Origin of the sequence: Pseudomonas sp. 18-147, assembly GCF_051048045.1 — a bacterium.
Lineage (GTDB): Bacteria > Pseudomonadota > Gammaproteobacteria > Pseudomonadales > Pseudomonadaceae > Pseudomonas > Pseudomonas aeruginosa.
In genome coordinates this window covers 910,998-929,511 of the sequence record NZ_CP182296.1, presented here as the reverse complement: position 1 = coordinate 929,511, position 18,514 = coordinate 910,998, and the positions used below count along the sequence as shown (strand labels likewise).

18 protein-coding genes are annotated in these 18,514 nt (G+C 68.5%); 12 read left to right on the top strand and 6 right to left on the bottom strand.

All coding sequences use genetic code 11. The annotated features are described in order from the left end of the window. Positions 1–15: 15 nt before the first annotated feature. On the top strand, positions 16–1,038 hold the full coding sequence (locus tag ACM0M4_RS04455) for a FecCD family ABC transporter permease (protein ID WP_003118181.1): 1,023 nt from the start codon (positions 16–18) through the stop codon (positions 1,036–1,038). Next, positions 1,035–2,066, top strand: coding sequence for a FecCD family ABC transporter permease (locus ACM0M4_RS04450; RefSeq protein ID WP_003119001.1), 1,032 nt, complete (start codon positions 1,035–1,037; stop codon positions 2,064–2,066). Before ACM0M4_RS04455 ends, ACM0M4_RS04450 begins: the two co-directional genes overlap by 4 nt. A gap of 9 nt (positions 2,067–2,075) precedes the next feature. On the opposite strand, the gene ACM0M4_RS04445 is transcribed toward ACM0M4_RS04450, so the two are convergent. After that, positions 2,076–2,792 carry an SDR family oxidoreductase gene (locus ACM0M4_RS04445; protein ID WP_003101310.1) on the bottom strand — a complete coding sequence of 239 codons (717 nt, stop codon included), beginning with the start codon at positions 2,790–2,792 and terminating at the stop codon, positions 2,076–2,078. Between the two features lie 304 nt (positions 2,793–3,096). Here ACM0M4_RS04445 and ACM0M4_RS04440 point away from each other — a divergent pair, with 304 nt between their 5' ends. After that, entirely contained in the window at positions 3,097–4,806 is a 1,710-nt protein-coding gene (locus tag ACM0M4_RS04440; protein ID WP_003101313.1) for an amidase, read from the top strand. A 61-nt stretch (positions 4,807–4,867) separates the two neighbouring features. Further along, entirely contained in the window at positions 4,868–5,194 is a 327-nt protein-coding gene (locus tag ACM0M4_RS04435; RefSeq protein ID WP_003093540.1) for a gamma-glutamylcyclotransferase family protein, read from the top strand. A 15-nt stretch (positions 5,195–5,209) separates the two neighbouring features. Here the strand turns inward: ACM0M4_RS04435 and ACM0M4_RS04430 are convergent, their stop codons facing one another. Then, positions 5,210–6,700: a PLP-dependent aminotransferase family protein gene (locus tag ACM0M4_RS04430; RefSeq protein WP_003101316.1), complete on the bottom strand. Its 1,491-nt coding sequence runs from the start codon at positions 6,698–6,700 to the stop codon at positions 5,210–5,212. Positions 6,701–6,831: 131 nt separating this feature from the next. Between ACM0M4_RS04430 and ACM0M4_RS04425 the strand changes: the two genes are divergently transcribed. Then, positions 6,832–7,290, top strand: a complete 459-nt coding sequence (locus tag ACM0M4_RS04425) for a GNAT family N-acetyltransferase (protein ID WP_003101319.1) — start codon at positions 6,832–6,834, stop codon at positions 7,288–7,290. Positions 7,291–7,356: 66 nt separating this feature from the next. Here the strand turns inward: ACM0M4_RS04425 and dkgB are convergent, their stop codons facing one another. After that, complete coding sequence (gene dkgB, locus ACM0M4_RS04420) at positions 7,357–8,175, bottom strand: 2,5-didehydrogluconate reductase DkgB (protein WP_003101322.1); 819 nt, start codon at positions 8,173–8,175, stop codon at positions 7,357–7,359. A 342-nt stretch (positions 8,176–8,517) separates the two neighbouring features. On the opposite strand from dkgB, the gene ACM0M4_RS04415 reads away from it, so the two are divergent. After that, positions 8,518–10,926 (top strand): TonB-dependent siderophore receptor, encoded by a 2,409-nt coding sequence (locus tag ACM0M4_RS04415; RefSeq protein WP_012613556.1) that lies wholly within the window; start codon positions 8,518–8,520, stop codon positions 10,924–10,926. Positions 10,927–10,990: 64 nt separating this feature from the next. On the opposite strand, the gene ACM0M4_RS04410 is transcribed toward ACM0M4_RS04415, so the two are convergent. Beyond that, entirely contained in the window at positions 10,991–11,419 is a 429-nt protein-coding gene (locus ACM0M4_RS04410) for an Rrf2 family transcriptional regulator (RefSeq protein WP_115288961.1), read from the bottom strand. 83 nt (positions 11,420–11,502) lie between these two features. On the opposite strand from ACM0M4_RS04410, the gene ACM0M4_RS04405 reads away from it, so the two are divergent. The 3 genes from ACM0M4_RS04405 to xth all read left to right on the top strand — a co-directional run bounded on the left by ACM0M4_RS04405 (position 11,503) and on the right by xth (position 13,957). Beyond that, positions 11,503–12,435, top strand: a complete 933-nt coding sequence (locus ACM0M4_RS04405; protein WP_079387836.1) for an NAD(P)/FAD-dependent oxidoreductase — start codon at positions 11,503–11,505, stop codon at positions 12,433–12,435. Between the two features lie 135 nt (positions 12,436–12,570). Next, a complete protein-coding gene (locus ACM0M4_RS04400; protein WP_054375915.1) occupies positions 12,571–13,134 on the top strand; it encodes a type 1 glutamine amidotransferase in 564 nt (187 codons plus the stop codon). A gap of 22 nt (positions 13,135–13,156) precedes the next feature. Continuing rightward, complete coding sequence (gene xth / locus ACM0M4_RS04395; protein WP_003101332.1) at positions 13,157–13,957, top strand: exodeoxyribonuclease III; 801 nt, start codon at positions 13,157–13,159, stop codon at positions 13,955–13,957. A 31-nt stretch (positions 13,958–13,988) separates the two neighbouring features. Here the strand turns inward: xth and ACM0M4_RS04390 are convergent, their stop codons facing one another. Further along, a complete protein-coding gene (locus tag ACM0M4_RS04390) occupies positions 13,989–14,387 on the bottom strand; it encodes a RidA family protein (protein WP_033941621.1) in 399 nt (132 codons plus the stop codon). 140 nt (positions 14,388–14,527) lie between these two features. Between ACM0M4_RS04390 and ACM0M4_RS04385 the strand changes: the two genes are divergently transcribed. Then, a complete protein-coding gene (locus tag ACM0M4_RS04385) occupies positions 14,528–15,451 on the top strand; it encodes a LysR family transcriptional regulator (protein ID WP_003101343.1) in 924 nt (307 codons plus the stop codon). Positions 15,452–15,985: 534 nt separating this feature from the next. Continuing rightward, complete coding sequence (gene piv / locus ACM0M4_RS04380) at positions 15,986–17,374, top strand: protease IV (protein ID WP_003101348.1); 1,389 nt, start codon at positions 15,986–15,988, stop codon at positions 17,372–17,374. 218 nt (positions 17,375–17,592) lie between these two features. Here the strand turns inward: piv and ACM0M4_RS04375 are convergent, their stop codons facing one another. Further along, positions 17,593–17,874, bottom strand: coding sequence for a peptidylprolyl isomerase (locus tag ACM0M4_RS04375; RefSeq protein ID WP_003101349.1), 282 nt, complete (start codon positions 17,872–17,874; stop codon positions 17,593–17,595). Between the two features lie 142 nt (positions 17,875–18,016). Between ACM0M4_RS04375 and ACM0M4_RS04370 the strand changes: the two genes are divergently transcribed. Further along, positions 18,017–18,418, top strand: a complete 402-nt coding sequence (locus tag ACM0M4_RS04370) for a GFA family protein (RefSeq protein ID WP_003101352.1) — start codon at positions 18,017–18,019, stop codon at positions 18,416–18,418. The last annotated feature ends 96 nt before the right edge of the window (positions 18,419–18,514 follow it).

Genomic DNA, 18,514 nt, shown 5'->3' with positions numbered 1-18,514 from the left:
GCCGGAAGTCCGCTCATGCAGGCGTCCCCGATGCGCCGCCGGCGCCTGCGCGCCTGGGGCCTGCTCGCCGGCGCGCTGCTGCTCGCGCTGGCGGCCCTGGCCAGCCTGGCGCTGGGCTCGCGGCCGGTGCCCCTGGCGGTCACACTGGACGCCCTGCAAGCCGTCGATCCGCACGATGATCGCCACCTGGTGGTACGCGAACTGCGCCTGCCACGCACCCTGGTGGCGCTGCTGGCCGGCGCGGCGCTGGGAGTGGCCGGCGCGCTGATGCAAGCGCTGACGCGCAATCCGCTGGCCGAACCCGGCCTGCTGGGGATCAACGCCGGCGCGGCGCTGGCGGTGATCGTCGGGGTCGCGCTGTTCGACCTGGCGAGCATGGGCCAGTACCTCGGTTGCGCCTTCCTCGGCGCCGGCCTGGCCGGCATCGCCGTATTCCTTCTCGGCCAGGCCCGCGAGACCGGCACCAACCCGGTGCGCCTGGTGCTGGCGGGTGCCGGCTTGTCAGTGATGCTCGCCTCGCTGACCGGGATCATCGTGCTGAACGCCCCGCCGGAAGTCTTCGACCGCTTCCGCCACTGGGCCGCCGGCTCGCTTTCCGGCAGCGGCTTCGCCCTGCTCGGATGGCCGGGCCTGGCCATCGGCGCCGGGCTGGCCGCCGCCTTCGCCCTCGCCGCCAGGCTCAATGCCCTGGCCCTGGGCCAGGAGATCGGCCGGGCGCTCGGCGTCGACCTGCGCCTGACCTGGCTGCTCGCCTGCCTGGCGGTGATGCTGCTGGCCGGCGCGGCGACCGCCCTGGCCGGGCCGATCGCCTTCGTCGGCCTGGTCGCCCCGCACCTCGCGCGACTGCTGGCCGGACCGGACCAGCGCTGGATCCTGCCTTTCTCGGCGCTGATCGCCGCCGGCCTGCTGCTCGGCGCCGACATCCTCGGGCGGCTGCTGGCGGCGCCGGCGGAGATCGCCGCCGGAATCGTCGCTTTGCTGCTCGGCGGACCGGCCTTCATCGTCCTGGTCAGGCGCTTCCGCCTGAGCCGCCTGTGAACGGTCTCCACGCCCTGCGCCTGGGCTCCCTGTCGCTGCGTTGGCGGCCACGGGCGGCGCTGGCCTGCCTGGTCCTCGCGGGGGTCGGACTGGCGCTGGCGGCGGCGCTGCTGGGGACCGGCAGCCTGGCGCTGGGTCCGGCAGAGGTGTTCGCCAGCCTGCTCGGCCAGGGCCAGGACCCCACCGCCCAGCGCATCGTCCAGCGCGTGCGCCTGCCACGGGTGCTCACCGCCTGCCTGGTCGGCGCCGCGCTGGGCATGGCCGGGGCGATCTTCCAGTCGATCTCGCGCAATCCGCTGGGCTCGCCCGACGTCATCGGTTTCACCACCGGCGCCGCCAGCGGCGCCATCGTGCAGATCATCCTGTTCGATGCCGGCCCGCTGGCCACCTCGCTGGCGGCGCTGGCCGCCGGCCTCTGCACGGCGCTGGCGGTGGTGCTGCTGGCGCGCCGGGGCGCCACCGCCGGCGGCTACCGCCTGGTGCTGGTGGGCATCGGTGTCGGCGCCAGCCTGTCGGGCCTGAACAGCCTGCTGCTGGTCACCGGCAACCTCGACCAGGCGATGTATGCCCAGCTCTGGCTGGCCGGCTCGCTGAACACCCGGACCTGGTCGCACGTCGTCCCGGCAGCGCTGGGCCTGCTCGCCAGCGTGCCGCTGGCGCTGTACCACGGTCGTCGCCTGGAAGTGCTGGAGCTGGGCGATGCCAGCGCCGCCCAGCTCGGCGTGGCGGTGGAGCGCGTGCGCTTGCAGATGGTCCTGGTCGCCGTCGGCATGACCGCCATCGCCACCGCCGCGGCCGGCCCCATCGCCTTCATCGCCCTGGCCGGCCCGCAACTGGCCCGGCGCCTGACCCGCTCGGCCGGGGTGCCGTTGCTGTCCGGCGCATTGATGGGCGCGGTCCTGCTGCTGGCCGCCGACCTGCTCGGCCAGCGCCTGGCATACGTCGCCAACCTGCCGATCGGCCTGATGACCGGCCTGCTCGGCGGTTTCTACCTGCTCTGGCTACTGCTGCGCAGCCGCCGGATCTGAGCCCCGGCCTCAACGACCGCCCAGGCTGCCGCCGCCGTCGACACCGATCACCTGGCCGGTGACGAACGAAGCGCCCTCGCTGAGCAGGAACTCGATCAGCGCGGCCACTTCGTCCGGCCGCCCGAGCCGCTGCATGGGGATGGTCGAGAGAATCCGCCGTTCCTCCTCGCCGCCGACCGGGCGGGTCTGGCGGAACAGCTCGGTCTCGATCGGCCCGGGCGCCACCGCGTTGACCGTGATGCCCAGCGGCGCCAGCTCCAGCGCCCAGGTGCGAGTCACCCCGACCAGCGCGCTCTTCGCCGCGGCGTAGGCGGTGCGTTCGCGGGCGCCGTGGATCGCCCGGCTGCACAGGTTGACGATGCGGCCCGCCGGCGAACGCTTGAGCCCCGGCAGGCAGGCCTGGGCAAGCTGCACGGCGACCCGCACGTTGAGGTCGAAGACCTGTTGCAGAGCGGCCAGGTCGAGGTTCTCCAGGCTTTGCGGCAAGGCGATCCCGGCGTTGTTGACCAAGGCATCCACGGCGCTTTCCGAGAGCAATCCGCGCAGCGTCTCGGCGGTTTGCGCAGGATCGGCCAGGTCGCAGCACAGCAGACGTCCAGGAAAGTCGTCGCTCGCATGGCGGGCGATGCCCACTACACTCCAGCCGGAGGCCGCCAAGCGCCTGGCCAGGGCCAGGCCGATGCCACGGGTGGCGCCGGTGACCAGCGCGGTACGATGATTCGTCATGACGATTCCCCTGTGTGAAATGGTCCCCCCGACGCCGCACCTTACGCCTCGCCGGCGGCCGGCGACAGCCCGCGGACTTTCTCCGACGCCGCGCTTCGGCGGCAACCCCAGACACTGGCCAGGACCTGCGAGGCCGTTGCCGCGCCCCGCCAGGGAAGCCGCGAGCGCCGGCCAGGATGTACACTGCATCCCCTGTATCGACCCGGCCGCCTCGCGGCCCCCGTCGCAGCAAGCAGAGAACAAGAGGAACGATGATGAGCGTCGCTAACGGTCTCCCCGTCTCCATTCGCCAGGCGGTGACAGCATGATCGAGGTCACCGAGGTTTCCATCGCCGAGCTGCGTGACGCGCTCGAGTCCGGTCGTACCACGGCGGTCGAACTGGTCCAGGCCTACCTGGCGCGGATCGACGCCTACGATGCACCCGGCACGCCCACCGCGCTGAACGCGGTGGTGGTGCGCAATCCCGATGCGCTGGCCGAAGCGCAGGCCTCCGACGCCCGCCGGGCGCGTGGCGAGCCCCTCGGTCCGCTGGACGGCATTCCCTACACTGCCAAGGACAGCTACCTGGTCAAGGGCCTCACCGCGGCTTCCGGCAGCCCGGCGTTCAAGGACCTGGTGGCCCAGCGCGATGCCTTCACCGTCGAGCGCCTGCGCGCCGCCGGGGCGATCTGCCTGGGCAAGACCAACATGCCGCCCATGGCCAACGGCGGCATGCAGCGCGGCGTCTACGGCCGCGCGGAGAGCCCGTACAATGCCGCCTACCTCACCGCGCCCTTCGCCTCGGGGTCCTCCAATGGCGCCGGCACCGCCACCGCGGCCAGCTTCGCCGCCTTCGGCCTGGCCGAGGAAACCTGGTCGAGCGGGCGCGGCCCGGCGTCGAACAACGGCCTGTGCGCCTACACCCCTTCGCGCGGGGTGATCTCGGTGCGCGGCAACTGGCCGCTGACGCCGACCATGGACGTGGTGGTGCCCTATGCGCGGAGCATGGCCGACCTGCTGGAAATCCTCGACGTAGTGGTCGCCGACGATCCCGATACCCGCGGCGACCTCTGGCGCATGCAGCCCTGGGTGCCGATCCCCAAGGCCTCCGAGGTACGCCCGGCGAGCTACCCGGCCCTGGCCGCAGGCGCCGAGGCCCTGGCCGGCAAGCGCTTCGGCGTGCCGCGCATGTTCATCAACGCCGACCCCGATGCGGGCACCAGCGAGTCCCCCGGGATCGGCGGCCCGACCGGCCAGCGCATCCATACCCGGCCCTCGGTCATCGCCCTCTGGGAACAGGCGCGCAAGGCCCTGGAAGCCGCCGGCGCCGAAGTGATCGAGGTGGACTTCCCGCTGGTGTCGAACTGCGAGGGCGACCGACCCGGCGCGCCCACCGTGTTCAACCGCGGCCTGGTGTCGAAGGAATTCCTCCACGACGAGCTGTGGGAACTCTCGGCCTGGGGCTTCGACGACTTCCTGCGCGCCAATGGCGATCCGAAGCTGAACCGCCTGGCGGATGTCGACGGCCCGCAGATCTTCCCCCACGACCCCGGCACCCTGCCCAACCGCGAGGGCGACCTGGCCGCCGGCATGGACGAATACGTGCGGATGGCCGAGCGCGGCATCAAGCCCTGGGACCGGATCGCGACCCTCCCCGATGGCCTGCGCGGCCTCGAGGAAACCCGGCGGATCGACCTCGAGGAGTGGATGCGACGCCTGCGCCTGGACGCCGTGCTCTTCCCCACCGTCGCCGACGTCGGCCCGGCGGACGCCGACGTCAACCCGGCCTCGGCCGACATCGCCTGGAGCAACGGTGTCTGGGTCGCCAACGGCAACCTCGCCATCCGCCACCTCGGCGTGCCGACGGTCACCGTACCGATGGGGGTGATGGCCGACATCGGCATGCCGGTGGGCCTGACCTTCGCCGGCCGCGCCTACGACGACTCGGCGCTGCTGCGCTTCGCCGCGGCCTTCGAGTCGACCGGCTCGCGGCGTATCGTGCCGCCGCGTACTCCACCGCTGGCAAGCAAGTGAAAGGCGCGGACGGAAGGCTTCGCGTCTTGCGCCCACGCTCTTCCGTTCAAGGGAGTTATCGATGCAGCGACTCTTCGTCTACGGCAGCCTCGGCCCCGGCCGTCCCAACGAACACCTGATGCAGAAGATCGGCGGGCAATGGCAGGCGGCCAGCCTCCGCGGTCGCCTGCTGGAAAAGGGCTGGGGTGCCGGGATGGGCTTTCCGGGCCTGGCGATCGACGCCGACGGCGAGGAAATCCACGGCCATGTGTTCGTCTCCGACCGCCTCGCCGAGCACTGGCCCGCGCTGGATGAATTCGAAGGCACCGAATACCGGCGCGTGGCGACCCGGGTAACGCTGGCCGACGGCGCCCAGGTCGATGCCTACGTCTACGCCCTGCGCGACTGAGCGCTTGCCGGCGGCCTAGGGATTCGCACGCAAACCGCGCAGGGTCTTCGCGAGGACCCCGACCGCCGCCTCCAGCTCGTCCGTGGTGTAGGCGGCGAAGCCCATCAGGAAACCCGCTCGCGGTGGCGCGGCGAGATGCAGGGCGCTGAGCCCGACCAGCTCGACACCGGCGCGGTATGCCGCCGCGATGGCGCGCGTTTCGTCGATTCCCGCGCAAAGCAGCCCGGGCATCTGTAGCCCGCCGGCCGGCACGCGCGGCTCGACCAGGCCGCCCAGACGCTTGCCCACCCGCTCCGCGAGGAATCCCAGGCGCTCGCCGTAGAGATTGCGCATGCCGCGCACATAGGCGCCGAAATGGCCGCCGGCGATGAAGCGCGCCAGGGTCAGTTGCGCCAGCGAGGCGTTGTGCCCGTCCTGCAGGGAGCGGGCGACGGTCATCGGCGCCACCAGCGCCGGCGGCAGGACCATGTAGCCGATGCGCAGGCCGGGAAACAGCGACTTGGTGAACGTGCCGATGTAGAGCGTCCGCTCGTGGGCGTCCAGGCCTTGCACGCAGGCGGTGGGCCGGCCGGCGTAGTGGAACTCGCTGTCGTAGTCGTCCTCGATGATCCATGCCTGCTGCCGCTGCGCCCATTCGATCAGCGCCAGGCGGCGCTCCAGCGACAGGGTCACGCCGGTCGGGTAATGGTGCGACGGGGTCAGGCACAGCGCCCGCGCCGCCTGCGGCTGGGCGAGGATCGGCTCGGGCCGCAGGCCCTGTTCGTCGACCGGGACCGGCAGGCACTCCAGGCCTGCGGCCTCGAAGGCCTTGCGCGCGCCGTAGTAGGCCGGGTCCTCGACGAATATCCGCTCGCCGGCGTCGAGCAGCACGCTGGCGCAAAGACCCAGCGCCTGTTGCGAACTGGTCAGCACCAGTACCCGGTCGGCCGTGGCCCGTGCGCCACGCTCCAGGTTGACGTAGTCGGCGATCGCCTGGCGCAGCGGTTCGGCACCCTGCGGGTCGCCATGGGTCAGGGCGCGCGCGCCGTATTCCTTGAGGACCTGGCGCTGCAGGCGCTCCCAGGTCGCCAGGGGAAAGGTGCGGGTCTCCGGCACGCCGGGAGCGAAGGGGCGCGGGACGAGCTGCTCGCGAACCCCGCCGCCAGCCTGCATCGCCTCGCCACGCCGGCTCAGTCGCGGCGCGCCGCCGCCCCGTCGTGGAGCGCCCGCGCCGCGCCGGCCGGGGGACAGCCGGGTAGCCGCGGCGACCACGCTGCCGCTGCCGACCCGACGCTCGATGAAACCCTCGGCATGCAGGTGCGAATAGGCCGCTTCGACGGTGTCGCGGGATACCCCCAACGACTGCGCCAGCGCCCGCGAGGCCGGCAACGGATTGCCCGGCGCCAGCGCACCGTCGAGGATCAGTTGGCGGATCGCGCGCTGGATTCGCGCATGCAGCGGCAGGGCCTGGAGCTGTGGATGGAGGAGGCGCGCCTTGACCGACTCGAGCAGTGACTGCCTGAACAAATGGTCTGCCCTCGATTATCTAATTGGTGGGGTATGGCAAGCCATTAGGCGGCTATAAAAACAGCCGGGTCAAGACCCTCGGTCCCGGCCTCCGCCGGATCGCCCCATCAAGCCAAAGAAGGAAGCACTGGATGCAATCCCTGCACACACTGGTATCGGTACGCCCCGTGGCACACGAGGACTTCGAGCAGTGGCTCGAATACTGGAAGGCCTACCAGGCGTTCTATGAAGTCGAACTCTCGGCACAGGCCACCGAGGCCACCTGGCGGCGCTTCTTCGACGAGGGCGAACCGATGCACTGCGCCGTGGCCAGCGACGGTAGCCGCCTGCATGGCATCGTCAACTTCCTCTACCACCGCTCGACCTGGGCGGCACAGGACGTCTGCTACCTGGAAGACCTCTATGTCTCGCCCGACGTGCGCGGCCAGCAGATCGGCAAGCAGTTGATCGAGTACGTCCGCCGGCAGGCCGAGGAACGTCGCTGCGCGCGGCTCTACTGGCATACCCAGGAAAGCAACCACAGGGCACAGCGCCTGTACGACTGGGTAGCGGACAAGCCGGGTGTGATCGAATACCGCATCGAGCTCTGAACCGGCCGCGCGACCGGAGCCTCGGCCGCCCCGCTCATGCACCGCGGCGGACCTTCGACGCGGTTCTCAGTCCCAGGCCGGCGCCAGGCCCTGCGGACTGACCTCGCGGCCGTTACGCTCGAGGCCGGCGATGCGCGCCATGTCCTCGGCGTCCAGGCGCAGGTCGCGCGCCAGCAGGTTGCTGGCGAGGTTCTCGCGGCGGGTCGAGGACGGAATCACCGCGTAGCCCAGTTGCATCGCCCAGGCCAGCGCCACCTGGGCGACCGTGGCCCGGTGCCTGGCGGCAATCCCGGCCAGCGTCGGGTCCTTCAGCACCTTGCCGTAGGCCAGGGTCATGTACGAGGTGACCGCGATGCCCTGCTCCTCGAGGTAGGCGGTCAGCTCGCGGTTCTGCAAGTAAGGGCTGAGTTCGATCTGGTTGGTGGATATCTCGCCCGCACCGACCGCGGCGATGGCCTGGCGGGTCAGTTCGATGTTGAAGTTGGAGACGCCGATCCGCCGGGTCAGGCCCAGGGACTTGGCTTCCGCCAGCGCCGCCATGTACTCCGCCAGCTCGACGCCGTTGCCGGGTGCCGGCCAATGGATCAGGACCAGGTCCAACCGGTCGGTGCGCAGTTTCTCCAGACTCTCGCGCAGGCTGGCGAGCAGCTTTTCGCGGGCGTAGTTGTCGACCCAGACCTTGGTGGTGAGGAACAGCTCGGAACGCGGTACGCCGCTCTCGGCGATCGCGCGGCCGATATCCGCCTCGTTGCCGTAGATCTGCGCGGTATCGATGGCGCGATAGCCCAGTTCGAGGGCGCTGCGCACCGAGTCGACGACGACCTGGCCGGTAAGGCGGAAGGTGCCGAGACCGAAGGACGGGAGGGGGTGGATGGTGGACGACATGGCTGCGCTCCGTGGGCGGGATGGCTCGAATGAAGCGCAGTGTGGCGGCTTACATCTCTTCGATTAAGACCAGAATCGAGCAAATTCATTTGCGCTGGAATCACGAATCCAGACGGCCTTCACGGGAGGTATCCAGCGGAAATCCCCGTCAGCCGCTGGCAGGACGCAGTTCATCGGATTCCTGCGAATACTGCTGATAACGATAATCTCTATCATTTACTCCATTTTTACATTTACATACACTTGCCCCGCCGCGAATTCCTACGCCGGTTTCCCACATAAACAAGAAACGCAGCCGGTCGCGCCAACGGCCTGCCTGCGCCGCCATCCAGGACACTGCAGATGAAACACGTCGTTTCCAGTGCGTTATTGCTCGGTCTCTCCTCGCTTTCCCTGGCCGCCCAGGCCGCTCCCATCGCCCTTGACCTTCCCGCCCAGCCCCTGGCCGCATCCCTCGAGCAATTGCAGGGCGCCAGCGGCCTGCGCATCCGTTTCGACCGCGCGGCCGTGGCCGACCGGCGCGCACCGGCCCTACGCGGCACGCTGGAGCCAAGCGAGGCACTGCAGCGTCTGCTCGCAGGTTCCGGACTGAGCGGGGAGGTACGGGGCGGCGACGCCTGGGTCGAGGCCGCGGCGACAGGTGCCGGCATCGCCCCCGGCGACAGCGTCGACCTCGGCGCGCTCAGCGTGGTCGCCACCCAGGACCCGGCCACCGCCGCCATCACCGAAGACAGCGGCTCCTACACCACGCGGGCGATGCGCACCTCGACCAAGCTGGCGATGTCGATCCGCGAGACCCCTCAGTCGGTCAGCGTGGTCACCCGCCAGCGCATGGACGACCAGGGCATGCGCGACCTCAACGACGCGGTGAAGGGCGTCACCGGCCTCACCGTGCAACAGTACGGGCCGGCCCGGGTGAAGTACGCGGCGCGCGGCTTCGACGTCGACAACATCATGTACGACGGCCTGCCGACGAGCATTTCCACCTATACCCAGGACGTCATTTCCGCCGCCGACCTGGCCATGTTCGACCGCGTCGAAGTGGTGCGCGGCGCCACCGGACTGATGCAGGGCGCAGGCAACCCGGCGGCGGCGATCAACATGGTGCGCAAGCGTCCGACCCAGGACTTCCGCGCCTCCCTGCAAGGCAGCGTCGGCACCTGGGACCGCTATCGCAGCGAGGCCGACGTTTCCGGCCCGCTGAACAGCGAAGGAACCCTGCGCGGCCGCGCGGTGGTCGCCTACCAGAAAGGCAACAGCTTCCAGGACCACGTCAGCAGCGAACGCGGCGTGTTCTACGGGATCGCCGAAGCCGACCTGAGCCCGGACACCACCTTCGCCATCGGCGCCTCGAACCAGAACGACAACCGCAACGACAACTGGGTAGGCCTGCCCAGCCCGCTGGGCGGCCGCCACCTGGACCTCAAGCGCTCGTCCTATTACGGCGCCGACTGGTCCTACTGGGATACCGACACCACCCACCTGTTCAGCGACCTGACCCACCGCTTCGCCAACGGTTGGCAGATGAAGCTGGCCGCCGACAAGCTGTGGGCGCGAATCAACATGCTCGGGCTGTACAACGACTGCTACTACTCGACCACCGGCTGCGCCAGCATGACCCAGAACCCCGGCGACTACAGCTACACCGACGACCACGACAGCTATGACGCCTATGCCAACGGTCCCTTCCAGTTGCTCGGCCGCGAGCACGAGCTGGTGGTCGGCGCCAGCTATCGCCAGGAACGCTTCGACGGCCACGGCGGCTGGGGCAGCCTGTTCAACAAGGACGGCACCCTCACCGGGCCGATGGACCCGACCCAGTGGGACCCGAGCTCGACTCTCAAGCCGAGGCTGAACACCAGCCTGTGGGGCATGAAGCTCGACCAGGAACAGAAAGGCGCCTACCTCACCACCCGGTTGAACCTCGCCGACCCGCTGAAAGTGATCCTCGGCGGGCGCCTGGACTGGTACAAGGCCGACGCCGATACCGACAGCTACAAGGTCACCCGCAACGTCACCCGCTATGCCGGGGTGATCTACGACCTGAACCAGACCTACTCGGTCTACGCCAGCTATACCGACATCTTCAAGCCGCAGAGCAACTTCGACGCCGGCGGCGGCCTGCTCGACCCGATCACCGGCAAGAACTACGAGATCGGCCTGAAGGGCGAACACTTCGGCGGCGCGCTCAATTCGCAGATCGCGCTGTTCCAGATCGACCAGGAAAACCGCGCCACCGAGGACGTCGGCGGCCCCTCGCCATGCCCCTTCAGCCCCACCTCGCGCTATTGCTCGCGCGCTTCGGGCAAGGTCCGCAGCCAGGGCGTCGACCTGGAGCTGAGCGGTGCGCTGAGCGACGACTGGCAGATGATGGCCGGCTATACCTACGTCGACGCCAAGTACAAGCACGACAGCAACAAGGCCAACGAGGGCAAGCCATTCGACGCGGCCAAGCCACGCCACCTGTTCAAGCTCGCCACCAGCTACACGCTACCCGGCGAACTGCACAAATGGCGCGTCGGCGGCGACCTGGCCACCCAGAGCAAGACCGAGGACAGCAGCACCGGTTTCCAGCAGGGCGGCTACACCGTGGTCAACGCCATGCTCGGCTACAAGGTCAACGAACGGATCGACACGCGGCTGAACTTCAACAACCTGTTCGACAAGTACTATTACAGCGGCATCGACTTCGGCAACCTCAACTACGGCGAGCCGCGCAACCTGATGTTCACGGTGAAGTACTCGCTCTGATCCCGGACCGCCGGCGTGCCTCCGCAGGCGCGGCGGCGGTGTCCGAACGGCCCTTCCAGGCGCCTCAGCAGGACCGATAGCGGCGCTCGAACTCGCTCGCCAACTGCTCCAGCGTGACGCTCCCCAGGCGCTCCAGGAGCAACGCCTGCGCCGCCTCGAACGCCTCGCCGAGCGCTTCGTTGACCGCCTGCTCGACCAGGCATTCCGGATGATCGGTAGACAGGCCGATGGCGAAGATCGAGGACGCTCCCAGCGCCTGGTGGATATCCAGCAAGGTGATGTCCGCCAACGGCTTGGCCAGCCGCCAACCGCCGCGATGGCCCTTCTCCGAACTCACGTAGCCTTCGTTCTTCAGCAGCGCCATGGTCCGCCGCACCACCACCGGGTTGGTGCCGAGCATCTGCCCGATGGCTTCGGAAGTCGCCGGCCCTTCGTGGCGGGCCATATGGATCAGCACATGGAGCATGCGCGAGAGGCGGGTGTCGTTTCTCATGGACGGCGGACTCGTGGAGACGGAAAAGCCATGAGTATCTCTCGCTACAGAAAAAGTTACGAGAGCGTTGACAAGCGCCCATCATGAAACTTACGTTGTTGCGTGAATATCCGAATGGGAGATACGCCATGACTTTCGACGTGATCATCGTGGGCGGCAGCTACGCCGGCATCTCCGCGGGCATGCAACTGGCGCGGGCGCGGCGCAGGGTGCTGGTGATGGACACGGGACTGCGGCGCAACCGCTTCGCCCGGGCCTCCCACGGCTTTCTCGGCCAGGACGGCCGCGACCCGGCGGCCATCGTCGATGACGCCCGCGCCCAGTTGCTGGCCTATCCCAGCGTCGAGTGGCTGTCCGAAGCCGCCGTCGCGGCGAAGAAGGAGGCTGACGGTTTCGTGGTGAAGGCCGCCAACGGAGAACGCTTCACCGCGCACCGGCTGATCCTCGCCAGCGGGGTCGCCGACGAGCTGCCGGAGATCCCCGGTCTTGCCGAGCGCTGGGGACGGCACGTGTTCCATTGCCCGTATTGCCACGGCTACGAACTGGACGGCGGGCCGATTGGCGTACTGGCGGCCTCACCGCTGGCCATCCACCACGCCCTGATGTTGCCCGACTGGGGAGCGACCACCTTTTTCCTCAACGGCGTCTTCGAACCGGATGCCGAGCAAATGTCCAGGCTGGACCGGCGCGGCGTGACGATCGAGCGCGAAGCCGTGGTCGCGCTGGGCGGCGCGCGCGCCGACGTGACCCTGGCCAGTGGCCGCACGATTACGCTCGCGGGGTTGTTCACCCAGCCGCGTACGCGCATGGCCAGCCCGCTGGCGGCGTTGCTCGGCTGCGAGTTCGAGGACGGCCCGAGCGGGCCGTTCATCAGGACCGACGGCATGCGCGAAACCAGCGTTCCCGGCGTCTTCGCCTGCGGCGACGCGGCGCTGGTGGCCGGCAACGTCGCCATCGCGGTGGGCGACGGCGCGCGCACCGGTGGCGCGGCGCATCATTCGCTGCTGTTCCGCTGACGCCGGAGGCTGACAGGCCAAGGATCCGGCCCACCGCCCGGCAAATCTTTCGAACTCCCCGGCGCTCCAGCTTTCCACTCTCCTGCATGTCACGCCACGGCGCCCGCCACGGGCGCCCCAGCAGAGGAGAAAACCATGAGCGCGAAGCTGCAAGGCAAGAACGTCCTGGTCATCACCGCCAACACCGGCATCGAGCGCGACGAGCTGCTCGAACCGCTGAAGACCCTGAAGCAACAGGGCGCCACGGTCACCCACGCGACCATCGAGGGCGGCGAAGCGCAGACCTGGGTGCACGACAGCGAGAAGGACCTGATCGTCAATTCCGACGCCAGGCTGCAAGGCCTGCGCGCCGAGGGCTACGACTTGCTGCTGGTCCCCGGCGGCACGGTGAATGCCGACACCCTACGCCAGGACAGCGAGGCCCGGCGCCTGGTCAGGGAATTCAGCGACGCAGGCAAGACGGTCGCCGCCATCTGCCACGGCCCCTGGCTGCTGATCGACGCCGGTGTCGCCCGCGGCAAGACCCTGACCTCCTATTCCAGCGTGCGTATCGACCTGACCAACGCCGGCGCGGACTGGGTCGACACGCGGGTGAAAGTCTGCCCGGCGAACGGCTGGACCCTGATCACCTCGCGCAACCCGGGTGACTTGCAGGCGTTCAACGAAGCCATCGGCGAAGCCCTGCAGGCGGCCGCCTGATCGTCATTCGCGGAGGCGACCGGTGGACACCCTGAAGATCGCCACCTTCAACGTCAACGGCATCCAGACCCGGCTGGCCGCGCTGCTGGCCTGGCTGGAGCGGGAAGCGCCGGACATCGTCTGCCTGCAGGAACTGAAGACGCCCGACGCGCGCTTCCCCGCCGCGGCGCTGGAGAAGGCCGGATACGGCGCGATCTGGCAGGGCCAGTCGGCGTGGAACGGCGTCGCCATCCTCGCCCGCGACAGCCAGCCGCTGGAGGTACGCCGCGGCCTGCCGGGCAACGCCAGCGATCCCCACAGCCGCTACCTCGAAGCGGCCGTCGACGGCCTGCTGGTGGCCAGCCTGTACCTGCCCAATGGCAATCCCCAGCCGGGACCGAAGTTCGACTACAAGCTGGCCTGGTTCGAGCACCTCATCCGACACGCCGCCGAGCTGATGGAGAGCGGCCATCCGGTGGTGCTGGCCGGCGACTTCAACGTGGTGCCCAGCGACTTCGATATCTACGACACCCGCTCCTGGAAAAAGGACGCCCTGCTCCAGCCGGAGTCCCGCGAGTGCTTCGAGCGCCTCCTGCGGCAGGGCTGGGTGGACGCGCTACGCCAGCGTTTCCCCGACCGGCGCCTCTATACCTTCTGGGACTACTTCCGCCAGCACTGGCAACGCGACGCCGGGCTGCGCATCGACCACCTGCTGCTCAGCGCCAGCCTGGCGGACCACCTGGAAGACGCCGGGGTGGATCGCTGGGTGCGCGGCGAGGAGCACGCCAGCGACCACGCGCCGGCCTGGGTAAGCCTGCGGCGTCCCTCAGAGCCCCGGCGCTAGCCGAGCTGGCCCCGGCACTGCGCATCGGCTCTCACCGCCCCTCCGGCAACCTCGCCACCACCTTGATCTCGAAGCTGAAGCCATACAGCCAGTTCACCCCCACCGCCGTCAGCGTGGGGTACGGCGCCTCGCCCCAGTACTCCGGGACGATCTTCCAGATGCGCTCGAAGTTGGCCTCGGCGTCGACCATGAACACGGTGACGTCGAGCACATCGTCGAACCCGCAACCGGCCGCGGCGAGCACCGCATTCAGATTGTCGAAGGCGCGGCGGACCTGGATCCCCAGCTCGGGTTCGGGAGAGCCGTCGTCGCGGCTGCCGACCTGGCCGGAGACGAACAGCAGGCCGTCGCTGCGGACCGCCGGGGAATAGCGGTTGCGCTCGTAGAGGGCCTGGCGGCCGGCGGGGAAAACCACGTCGCGTACAGTCATGCGATACCTCCATCCTGGGGCTCCCGGCCCCGTCATCGTCGATGGAAGAACGGTAAGGTCGTGCGCGCCGTGGATAAACGCGCAACCCTGGCCATGACTGTTTGTAGAATCCAAACAATCCCCGACGACCCGGAGTCCCGATGGACCGTTTCGATGCGATGCAGGCCTTTGCCCGTGTGGTGGATACCGGCAGCTTCACCAAGGCGGCGGAGACGCTGCACATGAGCCGCACCAGCGTCACCCAGTTGGTCCAGCAACTGGAAGCGCGGCTGCGGGTACGCCTGCTCAACCGCACCACGCGCAAGCTCAACCTGACCGCCGACGGCGCCGCCTACTACGAGCGGGTGGTACGTCTGCTGGCGGAACTGGACGATGCCGAGACCAGCCTCTCCAGCGCCGCCCTGGCGCCCCGCGGGCGTCTCCGGATCGACGTACCGAGCCCGCTGGCGCGGCTGCTGCTGATCCCGGCGTTGCCCGAGTTCCATGCGCGCTATCCGGAGATCCAGATCGACCTGGGCGTGAGCGATCGGCTCGTCGACCTGATCGACGAGAACGTCGATTGCGTCATCCGCGGCGGCGAACTGCGCGACCAGTCGCTGATGGCGCGGCGGGTCGGCGACCTGCAACTGGGGGTCTACGCGGCACCGGCCTACTTGCAGCGCGCCGGCGTGCCGAGCCACCCGCGCGAACTGGAGGACAGCCACCAGCGTATCGTCGGCTTCCTCTGGGCGCGCACCGGCAAGGCCCTGCCCTACGCCATGCGCAGGGGCGAGGAATGCCTGCGGGTGGCGGGCCGTCATGTGCTGGCGGTGGACGACGGCAACGCCTACCTGGCGGCCGGGCTGGCCGGCCTGGGCATCCTCTGGCTGCCGCACTACATGGCGCGCGAGCCCCTCGCCCGCGGCGAGCTGCTGCCGCTGTTCGAGGACTGGAGCCTGGAGCCGATGCCGCTGTACCTGGCGTTCCCGCCGAACCGCCACGTCAGCGGCAAGCTGCGGGTGTTCATCGAGTGGGTCGCCGAACTGATCGCGCGGCATGCGCCGCCGTTGCATCCGCCGCTCTGAAACAAGGGCGGCGGCGTATCCTGGAAAACCCTGGAGTAATGGTAAGCGGCCAGGGCTCTATATATGCCCCGCGATTATAGAGATGACTTATACGACCATAAGCCGGATATCCTGGAATTCAACCAAGCCAACATCGGAACGGTTTCCGAGCGGTGAATGGAAGATTCACCCAGCCTTATATTCGGCAGTGGTCAAACCGGATAACTTGAAAATCAGGATTTCGTTAACCCGATCACATCGACAGCTGCACCAGTAAAGCACTCATGCACTACATCCTGCACCTCTCTGAAGCAAACCGAAGGCTCTGCAGAGCCACTCCAGACCAAACTTTAGTTGGTAGAGAGAGCAATCCAACATCAATGGCAAGTGAAGGAAATAGCTATCTATTCTGCTATCCACAAACGCTTCTTCATATTTAATAGCTAGCAGAAACGAATATAAAAAATATTTGAACGACTCCGTCACACCTGCATATCTTTCGCCACGCGAACGATTGAGGAAGTTGCCCTCCCAAAAAACTGAAGGAGTCGATTCATGCATAAGAGAACGTACCTGAATGCATGCCTGGTTCTGGCGTTGGCTGCCGGCGCGAGCCAGGCCTTGGCGGCGCCCGGTGCGAGCGAGATGGCTGGCGACGTCGCCGTGCTCCAGGCCTCCCCGGCGAGCACCGGTCACGCCCGCTTCGCCAACCCCAACGCGGCGATCTCGGCGGCCGGCATCCACTTCGCCGCGCCCCCCGCCCGCCGCGTGGCCCGCGCCGCGCCGCTGGCGCCGAAACCGGGTACGCCGCTGCAAGTGGGCGTGGGCCTGAAAACGGCGACTCCGGAAATCGACCTGACAACCCTCGAATGGATCGACACTCCGGACGGGCGCCACACCGCGCGCTTCCCGATCAGCGCTGCGGGTGCCGCCAGCCTGCGCGCCGCGATTCGCCTGGAAACCCGCAGCGGCTCGCTGCCCGACGACGTGCTGCTGCACTTCGCCGGCGCCGGCAAGGAAATATTCGAGGCCAGCGGCAAGGACCTCTCGGTCAACCGTCCCTACTGGAGCCCGGTCATCGAGGGCGATACCCTGACCGTCGAACTGGTGCTGCCGGCCAACCTGCAACCGGGCGACCTGCGCCTGTCGGTACCCCAGGTATCGTATTTCGCCGACTCCCTGTACAAGGCCGGCTACCGCGACGGCTTCGGCGCCAGCGGCAGCTGCGAGGTGGATGCGGTCTGCGCGACCCAGAGCGGCACACGGGCCTACGACAACGCCACCGCAGCGGTGGCGAAGATGGTCTTCACCAGCTCGGCGGACGGCGGCAGCTACATCTGCACCGGCACCCTGCTGAACAACGGCAACTCGCCCAAGCGCCAGTTGTTCTGGTCGGCCGCGCACTGCATCGAGGACCAGGCCACCGCCGCGACGCTGCAGACCATCTGGTTCTACAACACCACCCAGTGCTACGGCGACGCCTCGACCATCAACCAGAGCGTCACCGTGCTGACCGGCGGGGCGAATATCCTGCACCGCGACGCAAAGCGCGACACCCTGCTGCTGGAACTCAAGCGCACTCCGCCGGCCGGCGTGTTCTACCAGGGCTGGAGCGCCACGCCGATCGCCAACGGCTCGCTCGGCCATGACATCCACCATCCGCGCGGCGACGCCAAGAAGTACTCGCAGGGCAACGTATCGGCAGTGGGCGTCACCTACGACGGGCATACCGCCCTGACCCGCGTCGACTGGCCGTCGGCGGTGGTCGAAGGCGGCTCGTCCGGCTCGGGCCTGCTGACCGTCGCCGGCGACGGCTCCTACCAGCTGCGCGGTGGCCTGTACGGCGGCCCCTCGTACTGCGGCGCGCCCACCTCACAGCGCAATGACTACTTCTCCGATTTCAGCGGCGTCTATTCGCAGATCTCCCGCTACTTCGCGCCCTGAGGCCAGCCAGGCTATCGATCGCGCACCGGCGGATAACCGCGCAGCGGTTATTCGCCCTACGTCCGGATTGGCACCTGGAAGTGCGGCTTCTTTCGTCGTCCGGGACAGGTAGGGCGCATAACGCCAACGGCGTTATCCGCCGTCTATCCCGCGCAGCGGTTATTCGCCCCACGCCTGGATCGGCGCGTGGAAGAGGGGCGTTATGCGCCGCCGTACGTTCAGTCCTGGCGGCTGGTGACTTCCAGCAGGTGGTAGCCGAACTGGGTCTTCACCGGCCCCTGGACCACGTTCAGCGGCGCACTGAAGACCACCTGGTCGAACTCGCGGACCATCTGGCCGGGGCCGAACGAGCCCAGGTTGCCGCCGTCGCGGCCGGAGGGGCAGGAGGAATGCTCGCGGGCGACTTCGGCGAAGTCGGCACCGCCTTCGATGGCGGTCTTCAGTTCGTTGCACTTGGCTTCGCTGGAAACCAGGATGTGGCGGGCAGTGGCTCGGGCCATGGGGAAATACTCCTAGGGTGAAACGGCAGAGCCTAGCAGACATCGACGCCCGCACCGACAGCCCGCGACCGGAGGAGGCGCTCGACAAGCGTGGCGAGGGCTGCTTGACTCGCCGCCTTTGCGAATCCGGGAACGCCCTCCGATGAGCCAGACCTTCCACGGCAGTTGCCTGTGCGGCGCGCTGCACTACCGACTGTCCTCGCCCCCGCGCGCACTCTCTCACTGCCACTGCGGCCAGTGTCGCAAGGCCCATGGCGCGGCATTCGCCAGCTATGGCAGCGTCCCCGTCGCGGACCTGCACATCGACCGCGGCGCCGACCTGCTCGCCGCGTTCCGCTCCTCACCCGCCGTGCTCCGGCGCTTCTGCTCGCGCTGCGGCTCGCCGCTGTTCTGGTCGAGGAGCGAAGGCGAGTTCGCCGACTGGGTATCGGTCGCCCTCGGCAGCCTGGACACGCCCTTCCCGGCGGCGAAACAGAAGCATGTCCAGGTCGCATCGATGGCCTGCTGGTGCAGGATCGCCGACGACTGGCCGCGTTTCGACTGAAGTCCGCCCGCGATCCGCCGGCCGGTGCCTGTTTTTTCGCCGGCAAGGCCCGGGCCTGGGGTACCATGCCGCGCCCTTCGCCGCCGGTCCTTGCCG